Consider the following 14,976-nt stretch of genomic DNA (forward strand, 5'->3'; position numbering starts at 1 on the left):
TTATTCGCCCCGTCTGGTTTGCGCAAAGCGTCAGCCGCATCACATTTTCATCTTTAACTTCATACTTTTCTGTTTAAAAACATTATTTTTGAACAATAATTTAACAAGGTCGCAACCAAATATAACCAGGCGACCCCTACCTCTGCACATCACACTCTCGACATAAAAAGTGGCGGGCTCTCACCGGACCCCTCATAAGGAGTTGTACATCATGAAAAGCGTCAAGTCCGGGATAACCTGGCTGGTGGTGGCGTTAATCGGGGCTTTTGCCTTTGGGATGCTGGCCCTCAGCCGTGGCGAACATGTTAATGCTCTCTGGCTGGTGGTTGCCGCTATTGCCTGTTACAGCATTGCTTACCGCTTCTACAGCCTGTTTATTGCTGAAAAAGTTTTTGAACTCAACGACAAACGCATGACTCCGGCCGAGCGTCACAATGACGGGCTGGATTACGTACCGACCAATAAATGGGTCTTGTTCGGCCACCATTTCGCGGCCATCGCCGGAGCCGGTCCGCTGGTCGGCCCGATCCTCGCCGCACAAATGGGTTTTCTGCCGGGCACGATCTGGATCCTGGTCGGCGTGATGCTGGCCGGTGCGGTACAAGACTTCCTGATACTGTTCATTTCTACCCGCCGCGATGGCCGCTCTCTGGGGGAAATGGCCAAACAGGAACTGGGGAACTTCGCGGGCGTTATCACTATGCTCGGCGCGCTGGGCGTGATGATCATCATCCTTTCCGCGCTGGCGTTAGTGGTGGTCAAAGCACTGGCCGACAGTCCGTGGGGACTGTTTACCATCGCCGCAACCATTCCGATTGCCCTGTTCATGGGCATCTACATGCGTTTTCTGCGTCCGGGGAAAATCGCTGAAGTGTCGGTGATTGGTTTTGTGCTGATGATGCTCGCCATCATTTACGGCGGCAATGTTGCCGCAGATCCGTTCTGGGGACCGTTCTTTACCCTGCACGGCACCACCCTGACCTGGGTGCTGGTGATCTATGGATTTATCGCCTCGGTATTGCCGGTCTGGCTGCTGCTGGCACCGCGCGATTACCTCTCCACATTCCTGAAAATCGGGGTTATTGCCGGGCTGGCCGTAGGCATTGTTTTTGCCATGCCGGAGATGAAAATGCCTGCAGTATCGCGCTTTATCGACGGCAGCGGTCCGGTGTTTTCCGGCAGCCTGTTCCCGTTCCTGTTTATCACTATCGCCTGCGGTTCGATTTCAGGTTTCCATGCGCTGGTCTCCAGCGGCACCACACCGAAACTGATTGAGCGCGAAAGTCATATCCGCTTTATCGGCTACGGTGCGATGCTGATGGAATCCTTCGTGGCGATCATGGCGCTGATTTGTGCATCCGTTATCGACCCGGGTGTGTATTTTGCCATGAACTCTCCGGCGGCCCTGATCGGGACCACGGTAGAAAGCGCCTCGCAGGTGATTAACGGCTGGGGCTTTGTGATCACGCCGGAAATTTTGACGCAAATCGCCAGAGATGTCGGCGAGCAGTCAATCCTTTCCCGCGCAGGTGGCGCGCCTACCTTCGCCGTCGGGATGGCTCACATCATCACCGATGTGTTCAACAGTCGTGCGATGATGGCCTTCTGGTATCACTTCGCTATCCTGTTCGAAGCCTTATTTATTCTTACCGCCGTGGATGCCGGTACCCGCGCCTGCCGCTTTATGGTGCAGGATCTGGTGGGTGTCGCGGTGCCTTCTTTAGCCAATAACCGCTCGTGGATTGGTACCTTCGCCGGAACTACCGTCGCGGTTGCAGGCTGGGGCTTCTTCGTTTATCAGGGCGTCGTCGACCCGCTAGGCGGCATTAATACCTTGTGGCCATTGTTTGGTATCGGCAACCAGATGCTGGCTTCGATGGCGTTGATTCTGGGCACGGTGGTGTTGTTTAAAATGAAGAAGCAGCGCTATGCATGGGTCACCATTTTGCCCACTATCTGGCTGTTTATCACCTCGATGACCGCAGGCTGGCAGAAGATTTTCCACGAAAAACCATCGATTGGTTTCCTGGCGCAGGCGAAGAAATTCGGTGCCGGTATCGACAGCGGCGAAATCATTAAACCCGCCAAAACGCTGGCGGACATGCACACCATCGTACTGAACAATCAGATCAATGCCCTTCTGTGTGGATTCTTCATGCTGGTAGCGGTCACCATGTTGATTTCGGCCTGCTTCGTGATCCGCCGTGCGCTGCAATCAGACACGCCGACAGTGCATGAAACCGCTGTTGTACAACGTCGTGAGGCCCGCCATGTCTGATTCAAGAGCATTATTCAAAACACCGCGGCCTGCGGTGTTACAGGTTATCCGCTGTCAGCCGTTATTCACGGTGCAGCCAAAACCACACAATGTGGCCGGCTGGCTGAGGCTGGCGATAAAACGTACCGCACAGAGTTTTCGCCTGATGGTCGGCGTGCAGGATTATCAGAATTATGTCCGCCACATGGCCGTCAGACATCCGGAAATGACACCGATGACTGAACGTGAATTCCACCGGCGATGTCTGGAGGCGCGGTTCCCGAGCGAAGGGGGGAAGATGGGTAAATGCCCGTGCTGATAGTGAGTTGAACGTTTCAGCTTAAATGGCGATTTTCTTTCTCAGGAGCAGACGTCCGGATGTGGTTTTCTGGCTTTACGCCTCCCCTTTTCAGGGGAGGTCGTCGTAAACTATCAGCTCGCCACTAACATCGGTTCCATCACCGGCGCGGTCTGCTCAAAGACCAGAGACAACAGGATTTTTTTCACCGCCATGGCTTCCTGCGATAATGCCAGCGTTTCACAAACGCAGAGCGACAGCGGAACCTGAATTGCCGGGCCGCTGATACATGACATCCAGGCTTTGGCCGGGCCGGTCATGGCACGGGCCGCAGATTCAGGCAAAATAGTGGCACCCAGTCCGCTGGCGACGGCGGCGGTCAGTGTGGCTGAAGATTCAATTTCACCAATGATATTGGCACTTAAACGGCGTACCGCCATCGCATCATCCACCAGACGGCGGGTAATATTATGTGAGCGCGGCATAAACAGGTTTAGCTTTGCCACATCACTCAGTTCGACATATTTCCCCGGATTCGGCACGGAGTGTGCCCCGACGAGATACAAATCTTCTTTCATCAGTGGCTGACTGCTCAGCCCGGAAGCGATGCCGGAACCGTAAAAAACCGCCATATCCATACGCCCGTTAATCACCAGATCCCCCAGGGCAGTGCCGAAATTCTCGTTGAGATACAACAGAATCCCCGGATGTTGTTTGCGAACTGCCTGCAACAGCGGCAGCGCCAGCCCGGAGGCAGCAGTGCCCGGCGCAAGACCGACGGAAACCTGTCCGCTAAGCGATTGTCCGGCGTTGTTTACGGCACTGTGGATTTGATCACACTGACGCAAAATGGCCTGCGCATGCGAATAAAGAATATTACCGGCTTCGGTGGGAGTGACGCCGCGCTTAGTGCGAATCAGCAATTGTTGCTGCAATTCCCCTTCCAGCGTCGCCAGTTGCTGGCTTAATGCCGGTTGGGCGATGTGCAGAACATCAGCAGCCTGCGTCAGGCTGCCAATATCGACGATTTTCACAAAGTACTTCAGACGTCTGAGATTCATCTCTGTCTCCATCTTACGCGAAAGGGATAACCCTGGGCGGTCGTTGTTGATGTGAATAATAAGTGTGACTAATAAAAGCAAGATTTACGCCAATCTCCGGCACGTGAATTAAAAATTCCCCATTACTGGTGCTAATCCACGAAAATATAAGAGAAAACTATTACACGGGAAAAATAGGCGACAGAGGGCGGGGATAAAACGGAGGATCATGACATACGGCTGCAAAAGAGACCTGCACCAATATCATGCAGACTTATAGGTTATCTTTAAAAATTAGCAGGTTTAATAACAGCGATGCCACGAAACAGATTCGCAGCATCACTTCCTGACGTAGCGTTTATATTGACGGGATCATGCCGCCATCGACGCGGATCACCGAACCGGTCATATATGACGTCTGCTGACTGGCAAGAAACGCCGCCACAGCGCCATGCGGCCCTGGATACCCAAATCCATCACTTTTTCCTCTTGTTTATGTAAGACAAAAACAGCGGCTCACCCCACTTTACCGACTTTGTTAAGCACCATCTGATAAGCCGATTGCAGGTGGCTGCGCATCATGTCCGCCGCCGCTTCCATCCGCCCTTCCAGCACGGCGTCGATGATCGCGACATGCTCCTCGCACCATTCGCGCACACGCTGTTTATTGGTGTAACTGCCGAACTCCAGCAGGCGGCGCAGCCGGTTTTGCTGCTGAATAGCCTGTAAAACAAAAATATTGCCGCTGAACTCCGCCAGCATTTCATGGAAGGTGGCGTCCGTTTCGAAAATCTGACGGCCATCAACGGCCAGAATATCCGGATGAGTAATCAGATAAATATGCTGCATCCGCAAGCGGCGCAGCGCGCTTTTATCGGCGTGATAACCTGCCGCCATTAGCGCGCCTGGCTCAATCATCAGACGGAATCCGTAGCCGTTACTCAGCGCTACATCGGTATTCAGGGTCGGTAAGAATGACCAGCCATGCCCCTTGTTGCGGGCGATCAACCCGTCTTCCGCCAGACGCAGCAACGTGCGCGCCAGCACACCACGATCAACGTCATAGCGCTGGGCGATTTCCGTCTGCGTCAGGGAATCCGGCAACTTTCCGGCGATACGGTCTTTGACCAGTTGCTCGTATAAATCCTGATCATTACTGGCAGGGATATCAATGCTGATGCGCTGAAGTTCGTCGAAGGCTTTCAGCAGGAAAAAACCCTGATTGCGTCGCGCTTCGATAATTCCTAACTCACACAGTAATTTCAGGGCAGTACGCACCGGCGTACGTGAAACACCGAGCATATCAGCCAGTTGTTGCTCCCTGAGATGATGACCTGGCTCAAATTTTGCTTCACGTATCAGGTCAAGGATTTGGTTTGCCAGACGCCTTCCGCTGGCTGTCGTAGATTGGGTCATGGAATAGCAACACCTGAAAGTATTTGTTGTTTAGGTTTGTACAATATCACAAGCCTTGAGGATGGTGAAGTCTGGTTATAAATCCCCCAAATCGTGCAATTAATGCACCAAAAAAGAGCCTTGACTCACAAATTTAATTGTATTTAATGAGACACAAAGAGCAATCCTGCTCATGGGAAACTGGAGTCTGTCATGTCAAAAAAAGCTTTTTTGCGTCGATATGCCGCCGTCTCTCTGGCCGCTATTTGCCTGAGTGCTCCGTTGTTCAGCCAGGCTGCTGCGCCGGCGCTGGTCAGTAAAGGTCATCTGACGTATGGCACCGCCGCCACGTTCATGCCGTTTGAATTTACGAAAGACGGCAAGCTGAGCGGTTTTGATATCGATCTCATCACCGCCCTGTCGGAAAAACTGGCGCTGACACCGGAACCGATGTCGATGGAGTTCAAAGGACTGATCCCCGCGTTGCAGGGTAAACGTCTCGATATCATCAACTCAGCGATGTACATCAACCCGACCCGTTCTGAGCAGGTGGATTTTGTGCCGTACCTGAAAATCGGCAGCCGCGTCATTGTGGCGAAAGGCAATCCGGAAAAAATCACCGGTCGTGATTTGTCCCTGTGCGGCAAAAACATCGCCGTGACGCTGGGCGGCATTGAAGAAAGTCAGGCGCGTGCAGACAACCAGAAATGTCTGGATGCTAAAAAACCGGCGCTGACCGTGCTGACCTTCCCGGCTGCCACGGATTCTGCCGTCGCAGTGGCACAAAAACGTGCTGATGCAGAATTCCTGTCAACGCCGGGTGCTGTGGCACTGCTGAGCGAAAAAGGCGATACCTTCGAAGCCGTCGGTGCTGAGTTTGAAGCAGACACGCACATCGGTTTTGCCGTGCGTAAAGGCGATACCGAAATGAAATCGCTGCTGGAAAAAGGCCTTCAGGACGTGGTGAAAGACGGAACTTATCAAAAAATCATCAGCAAATGGCAGTTCCCGGCTTCGGTGTCCATTTTCTGAAACCGTAATGTTAAGTAAAGCGTTGCCCTGACATTGAGGAAAGTTCATGTCACTTGATCTTGTTTGGCAATACCTGTTCTCACCGGCGTTCTTTCAGGGCGCATTAATGACCTTGTTATTAACGGTGTGCTCGCTGTTCTTTGGCATTATTGCGGGGCTGGTGCTGGCCCTGCTGCAGGAATCCCGCTTCAGGGCGGGATCCGTTCTGGCCTTCTTCTATCTCTGGTTGTTTCGCGGCACACCGGTGCTGTTCCAGATTATTTTCGTTTACAACGTTCTGCCAACCTTCGGCCTGCGCTTCTCCGCTTTCACCTGTGCGGTGATGGCGCTGTCCTTAAATGAAGGGGCGTATATGGCGGAGATTTTACGCTCCGGCTTACAGGCCGTGCGCAGCGGGCAGCGAACGGCGGGGATGGCGCTCGGCATGACTCAGGGCCAGATCATGCGCAAGATTGTGTTGCCACAGGCCGCGCGCATCGTGCTGCCGCCGATGGGCAATCAGATGATCAGCATGCTGAAGTCGAGCGCACTGGTGTCGGTGATTGCCGTACAGGAACTGCTGCTCATCGCCAATCAGACCGCCAGCGCCAGCTTCCGATATTTCGAAGCACTCTGCGCCGCAGGTATTTACTACCTGGTGCTGACTTCCGTTTTCATGGTCGGACAGGCCTGGCTGGAGCGTTCGCTTGATCCGAAAAAACGCAAAAAACCCGCGCTGTCACTGACTGAACGCCTGCTGCGCAGCAGCACGCCAAACTGAGGAGAAGTCCGTGAGTCAATCCAAACCGGTTCTGGAAATCATCGGCGTCGATAAACATTTTGGCGCACAACACGTTCTTAAAAACTGTTCCCTGAATGTGGTTCAGGGCGAAACCGTGGTGCTGATTGGTCCGTCAGGTTCAGGCAAATCTACCCTGCTACGCTGCATCAATTTGCTGGAGCCGATCCAGGGGGGTTCGATTTTCTTTCGCAATCAGGACATCACCCACGCCAGTATCGAGCCGCATAAATTACGCCGTGACATCGGCATGGTGTTCCAGAACTACGAACTGTTTTCCCATCTGACGGCGGCCGAAAACATCATGCTCGCGCCGATGACCGTGCTGGGCGTCAGCCGCAGTGAAGCCGGGGCACAGGCCCTGGAACTGCTCGGCAAAGTACGAATTCCTGATAAAGCCGATTCGTTCCCTGATGAACTTTCCGGCGGCCAGCAGCAACGTGTTGCCATTGCCCGTGCTCTGGCAATGAAACCCAAACTGATGCTGTTTGATGAACCCACCTCTGCGCTTGACCCGGAAATGATCCGCGAAGTGCTCGACGTGATGGCCGATCTCAGCGCCGAAGGCATGACCAGCATTGTGGTCACGCATGAAATGGGCTTCGCGAAACGTGCAGCCAATCACATCGTCTTTATGGAAAACGGCGAAATCATCGAAAACGCGACCGGCGAAAAATTCTTCGGCGGCGATGTCAGCCTGCGGGCACAACGTTTCTTAGATCAAATCTTGCATTGATCCTTTTCAGCACCCCCAAAACATTTATTGCGCCCTCACCAGGGATCTGACTTTTGCCACAAAACTGTTTTTCAGGAGACACCGATGAGTCTTTCATCGCCCGATATCAGCAGAATGAAACGCGATCTTGCCGCACTGGTGGCGATCAATACCGAAAACCCGCCGGGACGTGAACACGAGGCAGCAGAGCTTATCAGCGCCATGCTGAGCGACATCGGCTTCGACATGACGCTCAGCGAGTACGCACCGGGACGCACCAACGTGATCGGCAGGCTGGCAAACGGCAACGGCCCGTGCTTTGCCTTTAACACCCACCTCGACGTCGTACCGGCCGGTGAAGGCTGGCAGCAGGATCCGTTTACCCTCACCGAACGCGACGGGCGGTTGTATGGCCGCGGAGCCTGCGACGCTAAAGGCCCGCTGATCGCCATGATCGAAGCCATGCGATGGCTCGCGGCCAACCGCAATGACTGGAGCGGCACACTGATGGCGATTTTTGTCGCCGACGAAGAAGTCGCCAGCGAAGGCGCGAAGTTTTATGTGCGTGAAGCTCCGGCGCATATCGATTACGTGGTGATCGGCGAACCGACCTCCAACACCACATACTCGGCACACAAAGACAGTTTACGTCCGCTGGTTCGCGTTCATGGCGTCACCGCGCATTCCGGCACACCGGAGCTGGGGGAGAACGCTATTTTCCGTACCGCGCAACTGCTCGGTCTGGTGGAAGAAACGCATGAACATACCGTGCGTTGTCGCTGCCATCCGCTGGTCGGTAACGCCAGCCTGACGGTCACGCGCATTAGCGGCGGACATGCCGATAACGTGCTGCCGGGCGCCTGCGAATTATTGCTCGACCGACGGATGGTGCCGGGCGAAGACGAGAACGCCGTGAAACAGGAAATTCAGGATTTACTGCAACTGGCGCAGGAAAAATTCGGTGTGCGCAGCGAAATACTCACCTACAAACCGACCACCGGCGGTGCGACCGAAACCGATTCTGACGATCCGATTGTGCGGGCGGGCGTTGAAGCCTGCGCCGCGCAGGGCAATCCTGAACCCGGACCGTTCGGTTTTCAGGGGGGATGCGATCTGGTGCATTTTCGCAGTCTGGGCACTAAAGGCATCATCATCGGCCCCGGTTCGCTGGCCGTCGCGCATAAACCTGATGAATTTATCCCCATCGATGAATTCGTGGCAGGCAGCAAAATTTACTGCGATGTCGCCTTAAAAATGCTCAAACGCTGAGGGGAAAACAGTGAAAGCGACCTTATATCGCGCCGACCTGCGGTATCCGCATCTGCAACTTTATACCGCCTCGTCGGGCCGTGTGCCGGGGCTGGACACCTTGTATCTGCTGCTTGAAGACAAAAACTTCAACGGGTTGGGCGAAGTGCGCATCAACATGGCTTATCTCAATGGTTACAGCGCCGAACGGGTGTTGAGTGATGCGATCCGTGCGTTGCAGCAACTGGATCTCAGTCAGCCTGCCAGCACAATTTTGCTCAATCTGCCGCAACGGCTGACGGATTTTCTGGCACCGACACGCATGTTGCTGGATATCGCGCTGCATGATCTGATCGCGCGTCAGGAAGGCATCAGCGTGGCGCAACTGGCCGGCGCAGATAATAGCGAAACAGTGAGTTATCACACCAACCAGACGCTGTTCTGGACGCCGATGGCGCAGATGCTGCAACAGGCGACGGCGTATGTGGATCGCGGTTTTACACAGCTTAAACTGCGCGTCGGCGTGGCTTCGTTCGAAGAAGATGAAGCACGGCTCAGTGCGCTGCGCCGACGTTTCGGGCACGAAATCAGTTTGTCCGCAGATGCCAACGGCCAATGGCAGCCGGAAGCGGCCCGCAGCCATTTAATCTCGCTGGCGAAGTTTGAAATGAGTTATCTCGAACAGCCGGTTTCTGACGCGAATGCGCACTATTATCCGGCGCTGGCCGAAGCCAGCCCGGTGCCACTGATGCTCGATGAAAGCATGAGCAGCGAGGCAGATTTAGAACGCATTTTGCGGCTGAACGGTAAGATTATGGCACATCTCAAACTGGTCAAAATGGGTGGCATTGCGCCGACAATGGCTGCCGCACGACGTCTTACGGCAGCGGGCGTGCCATTCATGATTGGTCAGATGAACGAAGGCGGTGCCGCTACCGCCGCCGCACTGCACGTCGCCCGAGCCTGCCAGCCTGCTTACGCCGAACTTTACGGTGCCGACGGACTGGGCAACGACCCGGTTCACGGCCTTTCCTATCATCAGGGATTACTCAGCAGCCCGCCGGGCGCGGGGCTGGGTATCCACTTCACCCCTTCCCGTACAGAATTCATTCAGGAGTTTGAACAATGACAGCAACATCATTACCCGATACGGGCCGCATCGTACCAGGCGCAGAATCTGCGTTTCACGAAGAAGAATATCGGCAGCGCATGGCGAAGGCGCGTCAGTTACTGGTGAAAGCCGGTCTGGACGTGATGGTGATCACCGGGCCGGAAAACATCTTTTACCTGACAGGCCAGCAAACACCGGGCTATTACACTTTCCAGACGCTGGTACTGCCGGTGGAAGGCGATCCGGTTTTCGTTATCCGCCAGCTGGAGTATTTCAACTTCATCTCCAACACCTTTATCCGCGATGCGGCGATTTACACCGATGGCGATAATCCGGTGAATTTCCTGCTCGATGTGCTGAAAGCGCGTGGCTGGATGAAGAGCCGGATCGGTATCGATAAACGCGGCTGGTTCCTGCCGATCGCAATATACGAAGCCTTACAGGCTGCAATCGGCACGATCCACGATGCGGCTGGTGTTATCGAACAACTGCGTGCCGTGAAATCAGCCGCAGAACTGGAAAAAATGGCGCACGCCGCCCGTTACGTTGACGCCGGCATGCTGGCAGGCCGCGCGGCGATTGCCGCCGGTGCGACAGAAAACGATCTGGTTTCTGCGATGATGGGCGCGGCGATTGCCGCCGGTTCCGAATATATGGGCATGGAACCGCTGGTCTCCAGTGGCCCGCGCACCGGTGTGCCGCACGGTACATGGCGTCGTCGTAAAATCGTCGAGGGTGACCCGATTTTCCTTGAAATGGCTGCCGCTCACGACCGTTATCACGCGGCCCTGATGCGCTCCGCCTGGCTCGGCAAACCGCCAGCCGTGGCGCTGGAAATGGAAAAAGTGTGTCAGGAAGCGTTGCAGGCTGCACTCGATGCCATCCGCCCGGGCGCGACATGCGAAGCGCCGCATCTGGCCTGTCAGGCCGTTATCGACCGCGCTGGCTACACAGACAACTTCAAAAAACGCACCGGTTATTCGATTGGTATTTCGTTCGCACCGGACTGGGGCGAAGGCGCGATCCTCAGCCTTTACAGCGGCATCACCACCGAATTACAGCCAGGCATGACCTTCCACATTCCGCCCGCATTGCGCATTTACGGCGAATTCACCGTTGGCGTTAGCGAAACCATTGTTGTGACTGAAACCGGCTATCGCGCCCTCGGCACAGTGGATCGTCCGCTGACCTTACTTTGATTTTGCTTTTAACCAGATGATGGGAATTGAATAAATGAAAGACATCAGTGAAAGTCAGGCGCGCCTGAAAGGTATTTTTAATATTACCGTGACGCCTTTTACGGCAGGCGGTGAGTTTGATTTCGCCGGGTTATCCCGCAACATTGAGCGGGTAATCGGCCTCGGTTATGACGGCATTTTGATTGGCGGCACGTACGGGGAATTCCCGGCGATGACCGCAGACGAACGCGCCACGCTATTCCGCCATGTGATGGAAGTGGTGGGCGACCGCGTGCCGGTGATGTTGTGCAGCGCAGGTTCAGATGCCCGCGTCGTGCGCGATTTAACACAACTGGCAGGCAATCTGGGTGGCCTGCCGATGGTCACGCCGCCGTTTGTTTCTGAAGTGACTGACGCGCAAATTATCAGCTTCTTTAAACAGATAGCACCGTTATCACGCACCGGAATTCTGGTGTATAACGCACCGGGCATCGGCATTACGTTGCCGCCGGTAGTGCTGGAGCAACTGGCAGACATCAACGGCGTGGTGGGTATCAAACAAGGTGACCTGAACCCGACGGCCATCGATCAGATTGCCAGCCGTCTTGGCGGGCGTCTGCGCCTGTTCTGCGCCTCCGATCTGGCATTTTTAGGGCCGATGATGTGTGGTTTTGACGGCATCAGCACCACAAACAGCGGCGCACTGCCGGAAATTATTCTGGCAACCTATCGTGCGCTGGAAAGCGGCGATGCCAGCACAGCCCGCGAACTGCACCGTCTGTGGTATCCGTACCGGGCGCTGGCCCGCCGTTTCGGTCAGCCTCAACTGGTGAAAGCGGCCATGAATCTGCGCGGTTTTGATGGCCACCATGTCCGCGCCCCGCTGAGTGATCTGCAAGCTGATGTGATCGGGCTGGTGGAGCAGGAACTGCGCCGTCTGGCCGCCGATCCGCGTTCCGGCGTCACACTGAAGTAGTCCACTTTAAGCAAAAATCCCCGTCTTTGAAGGCGGGGATTACTCATGGTGCCGTTAATTTATCCGTGCTGTGCTGACGCCGCTTGCAGAAAAGCTATCAGCAACGGGTGAGGTTTCACGGGCAGTGATGACAACTCCGGGTGGCCCTGTACGCCGAGGTAAAACGGATGGCGTGTGAATTCGATTCCGTCAGCAATCTTGCCGGTGGCATCGGTCCCGCTGATCAGTAATCCGTGATTTTCCAGATCCGGTTTCAGTTCAGGTGCAAGGTGAAAACGGTGGTTGTAGCGCACGATAAATTCATCGCCAAGAATATCATGCAACCGGCTGCCGGGGCGGGAATGCATCCGATGATCCCCGAGGCGGTGCACCGGAAATGCTGGCATATCCGTCAGCGGCACAAAAGTTTTAATATCAGCATCAGGATCCGCTTCCGCCAGACTGGCTTTCGCAGAACCCATCATGTTCTGCACGATGGCCGTCGTCATGGTTTGCATGCCCAGGCACAGCCCGAGAACAGGAATATTGCGATTGAGGGCATAATGCGCGGCACAAATCTGTCCGGCCACATTACACATCGCGGAGCCGCCCGGCAGTAAAATGCCATCGACGTTTTCCATCACCTCATGCAGATGATCTTCCAGCACCTGGGGCGCGGCATATACAATATCAAGCGACACGGATAAAGCATCCGCGGCATCACCCAGCGCAGCGAGCGTGGCCGGATAGGTCGTGCACTGCTCGGACTGCACGCCGACCAGCGCGATACGCAGCGAAGTGGGGGTTTGTGACGGCGTATCGTGGTTTATCCAGCGCCCATAACGATCACGCCACCAGTATCCGGCGGCTTCACCCGTCAGTCCGTGCCGTCTGAACACATACCCCTGATTTTCGCGCTCAACCGTAATCAATTCATAGTCAAACGCGTTTTCGCGAACCTGCCGTGCCATTTGAGTGAACTGAATGATCTGCGTTGGCCCGAGGGGGATCACCATATCCCCGGTGCCATACGTCTTCAGCAATTCCTCCAGCTTCATCACCTTACCGGCACTTTGCAAAATCAGCCGTTCTGCCCAAAGCAACCCGCTGGTGACCAGTTGCCCTTCACCCACGACGTGCTGACAGGCATCAGGATAGTGTGCGGTATCCCAGCTCACCGGCAGATGTGCCAGCGGTAAATTTTTTTGTGCCGCCAGTATTGCCGCCATCGCGCCGTACAGCGATGGCTCAGGTGTGTCATGTGCAACAAAAATAAAAGCCATAAGACGACCTTGAAATATAAATGAAAAGTTCAGACAGCCCGCAGGCTCATCGCCAGCAATACCCCGCTGCCCTGCCATTTTCGTCAGTAAAATACAGCTCAGTACGCAGAAATCATGAGCAAAGCAAAAAGAAGAATGGTAAGTTTAAATTGGTTTTAATGATTCACATAATACAATTTTGTTATTGTTCATACAGGGGAAACAATGTCTGCTGAATTTCTTGCACCTCGTTTGCGTCGTGTGCGCCCTTCGCCGACAGCGGTGATTTCCGACCAGGTTCGTGCGCTCAGCGCGGCGGGTACTGATGTCATCAACCTGGGCGAAGGTGAGCTGGATTTCGATACTCCCGCACATATTAAGCAAGCCGGCATCGACGCGATTGTACAAGGTGACACAAAATACACTGCCGTTGCCGGTACCGCCGCGCTTAAACAAGCCATCATGGCTAAGTTTAAGCGTGAAAATAGGATCAGTTACCGCCCGGACGAAGTCATCGCGGGCAGTGGCGCCAAGCAACTCATTTTTAACGCACTTTTGGCCACCGTTTCGTCTGGCGATCAGGTGATTATTCCTGCCCCTTACTGGGTGTCTTATCCGGATATGGTGGCACTGTCGGAAGGTGAACCGCGGATTGTTCATTGTCTGGAAAGTGATGGCTGGAAATTGCAGCCGGAAGTTTTAGCCGCCGCAATCACCCCGAAAACACGTTGGGTAATCCTCAACTCCCCGAACAATCCGACCGGTGCAGTCTATTCAGCTGCCGAACTCCACGCACTGGCCGCCGTTTTGCTGGAGCATCCTCAGGTGCTGGTGATGGCAGACGACATCTACGAACAAATTTGTTTTGTGCCCGGTATTTTCGCCACACTCGCCGAAGTCGAGCCTCGTCTGAAAGAACGTATCCTGACCGTAAACGGTGTTTCTAAAGGTTATTCAATGACCGGCTGGCGTTTGGGTTATGCAGGCGGCCCCGCGTGGCTGATTTCTGCCATGCAAATTTTGCAGTCGCAAAGCACTTCCAACCCCAGCTCCATTTCTCAGGCCGCGACTGTTGCCGCTCTGGAACAGGGCAATGAATTCATCGCAGAATGGATCGACATCCTGACGCACCGCCGCGCCTTGATCATGAACTGCGTGAATGCCATTGACGGCCTCAGTGCCGAAGCGCCGCCGGGCGCATTTTACGTTTTCGCTAATTGTCAGGGGATGTCAGGTAAAACGACACCTTCAGGTGATATTCTCAAGACAGATGAAGATTTTGCCGCTTATTTGCTGCAATCAGGCCACGTTGCCACGCTTCAGGGTTCTGCTTTTGGAGCGCCGGGTTATCTGCGTATTGCTTATGCCATTGATGACAACCGGTTGCAGGAAGCCTGCGAGCGGCTCACCCGCGCTTGTCGCGCATTGCGTTAAGACCGAAAAAGACCTGACTTAATATGAAAGCGGGCCTTTTTGACTCTATTCTCAACAAGTTGGCTAAAGTACCAGCAAACGCACGCATTTATACAGTTTCCCCTTTGACATGCCACGGGGCAGTCGTTATTATTCGCCCCGTTCCAACGATTCCTCTGTAGTTCAGTCGGTAGAACGGCGGACTGTTAATCCGTATGTCACTGGTTCGAGTCCAGTCAGAGGAGCCAAATTCTTGTTTTCATGCCTCTTTGCGAATCCTTATGTGATTTAGAT

The 14,976-nt window shown here is 54.5% G+C and carries 13 protein-coding genes, 1 tRNA gene and 1 pseudogene; 11 read left to right on the top strand and 4 right to left on the bottom strand.

Translation table 11 applies throughout. From position 1 onward, the window contains the following. The first annotated feature begins 211 nt into the window (after window positions 1-211). Together J1785_RS11855 and J1785_RS11860 are read left to right on the top strand one after the other, a co-directional pair. Window positions 212-2,278: a carbon starvation CstA family protein gene (locus J1785_RS11855; RefSeq protein WP_129952615.1), complete on the top strand. Its 2,067-nt coding sequence runs from the start codon at window positions 212-214 to the stop codon at window positions 2,276-2,278. Continuing rightward, a complete protein-coding gene (locus J1785_RS11860; protein WP_129952614.1) occupies window positions 2,271-2,576 on the top strand; it encodes a YbdD/YjiX family protein in 306 nt (101 codons plus the stop codon). The genes J1785_RS11855 and J1785_RS11860 overlap by 8 nt, the downstream gene beginning before the upstream one ends. A 113-nt stretch (window positions 2,577-2,689) precedes the next feature. Here J1785_RS11860 and nac read toward each other — a convergent pair whose 3' ends face one another. From nac to J1785_RS11875, 3 genes and pseudogenes are all read right to left on the bottom strand, one after another. Further along, window positions 2,690-3,616 carry a nitrogen assimilation transcriptional regulator NAC gene (gene nac, locus J1785_RS11865; protein WP_129991904.1) on the bottom strand — a complete coding sequence of 309 codons (927 nt, stop codon included), beginning with the start codon at window positions 3,614-3,616 and terminating at the stop codon, window positions 2,690-2,692. Window positions 3,617-3,953: 337 nt separating this feature from the next. Further along, window positions 3,954-4,058 (bottom strand): annotated as a pseudogene (locus J1785_RS11870) (SDR family oxidoreductase); the annotation flags it as partial. Between the two features lie 53 nt (window positions 4,059-4,111). Beyond that, window positions 4,112-5,011 carry a GntR family transcriptional regulator gene (locus J1785_RS11875; RefSeq protein WP_129952612.1) on the bottom strand — a complete coding sequence of 300 codons (900 nt, stop codon included), beginning with the start codon at window positions 5,009-5,011 and terminating at the stop codon, window positions 4,112-4,114. Window positions 5,012-5,203: 192 nt separating this feature from the next. On the opposite strand from J1785_RS11875, the gene J1785_RS11880 reads away from it, so the two are divergent. The 7 genes from J1785_RS11880 to J1785_RS11910 all read left to right on the top strand — a co-directional run bounded on the left by J1785_RS11880 (window position 5,204) and on the right by J1785_RS11910 (window position 12,028). Continuing rightward, window positions 5,204-6,022, top strand: a complete 819-nt coding sequence (locus tag J1785_RS11880) for an ABC transporter substrate-binding protein (RefSeq protein WP_217219474.1) — start codon at window positions 5,204-5,206, stop codon at window positions 6,020-6,022. 46 nt (window positions 6,023-6,068) lie between these two features. Further along, window positions 6,069-6,782: an amino acid ABC transporter permease gene (locus tag J1785_RS11885; protein ID WP_129952610.1), complete on the top strand. Its 714-nt coding sequence runs from the start codon at window positions 6,069-6,071 to the stop codon at window positions 6,780-6,782. 10 nt (window positions 6,783-6,792) lie between these two features. Further along, window positions 6,793-7,536 carry an amino acid ABC transporter ATP-binding protein gene (locus J1785_RS11890; RefSeq protein ID WP_129952609.1) on the top strand — a complete coding sequence of 248 codons (744 nt, stop codon included), beginning with the start codon at window positions 6,793-6,795 and terminating at the stop codon, window positions 7,534-7,536. 84 nt (window positions 7,537-7,620) lie between these two features. Then, complete coding sequence (locus tag J1785_RS11895; RefSeq protein WP_217219475.1) at window positions 7,621-8,784, top strand: M20 family metallopeptidase; 1,164 nt, start codon at window positions 7,621-7,623, stop codon at window positions 8,782-8,784. 10 nt (window positions 8,785-8,794) lie between these two features. Continuing rightward, the gene (locus tag J1785_RS11900; RefSeq protein WP_217219476.1) at window positions 8,795-9,892 is read left to right on the top strand and encodes a mandelate racemase/muconate lactonizing enzyme family protein; all 1,098 of its coding nucleotides are present in this window, start codon (window positions 8,795-8,797) and stop codon (window positions 9,890-9,892) included. Then, a complete protein-coding gene (locus tag J1785_RS11905; RefSeq protein ID WP_129991909.1) occupies window positions 9,889-11,073 on the top strand; it encodes a M24 family metallopeptidase in 1,185 nt (394 codons plus the stop codon). The genes J1785_RS11900 and J1785_RS11905 overlap by 4 nt, the downstream gene beginning before the upstream one ends. 34 nt (window positions 11,074-11,107) lie before the next feature. Beyond that, window positions 11,108-12,028: a dihydrodipicolinate synthase family protein gene (locus J1785_RS11910; RefSeq protein WP_217219477.1), complete on the top strand. Its 921-nt coding sequence runs from the start codon at window positions 11,108-11,110 to the stop codon at window positions 12,026-12,028. Window positions 12,029-12,087: 59 nt separating this feature from the next. On the opposite strand, the gene J1785_RS11915 is transcribed toward J1785_RS11910, so the two are convergent. Continuing rightward, entirely contained in the window at window positions 12,088-13,290 is a 1,203-nt protein-coding gene (locus tag J1785_RS11915; protein ID WP_217219478.1) for a glutamine amidotransferase-related protein, read from the bottom strand. 204 nt (window positions 13,291-13,494) lie between these two features. Between J1785_RS11915 and J1785_RS11920 the strand changes: the two genes are divergently transcribed. Together J1785_RS11920 and J1785_RS11925 are read left to right on the top strand one after the other, a co-directional pair. Next, window positions 13,495-14,703 (top strand): aminotransferase class I/II-fold pyridoxal phosphate-dependent enzyme, encoded by a 1,209-nt coding sequence (locus J1785_RS11920; RefSeq protein WP_217219479.1) that lies wholly within the window; start codon window positions 13,495-13,497, stop codon window positions 14,701-14,703. 151 nt (window positions 14,704-14,854) lie between these two features. Next, window positions 14,855-14,930: transfer RNA gene (locus J1785_RS11925), tRNA-Asn, on the top strand. Window positions 14,931-14,976: the final 46 nt, after the last annotated feature.

Source organism: Rahnella perminowiae (assembly GCF_019049755.1).
Taxonomy (GTDB): Bacteria; Pseudomonadota; Gammaproteobacteria; order Enterobacterales; family Enterobacteriaceae; genus Rahnella; species Rahnella perminowiae.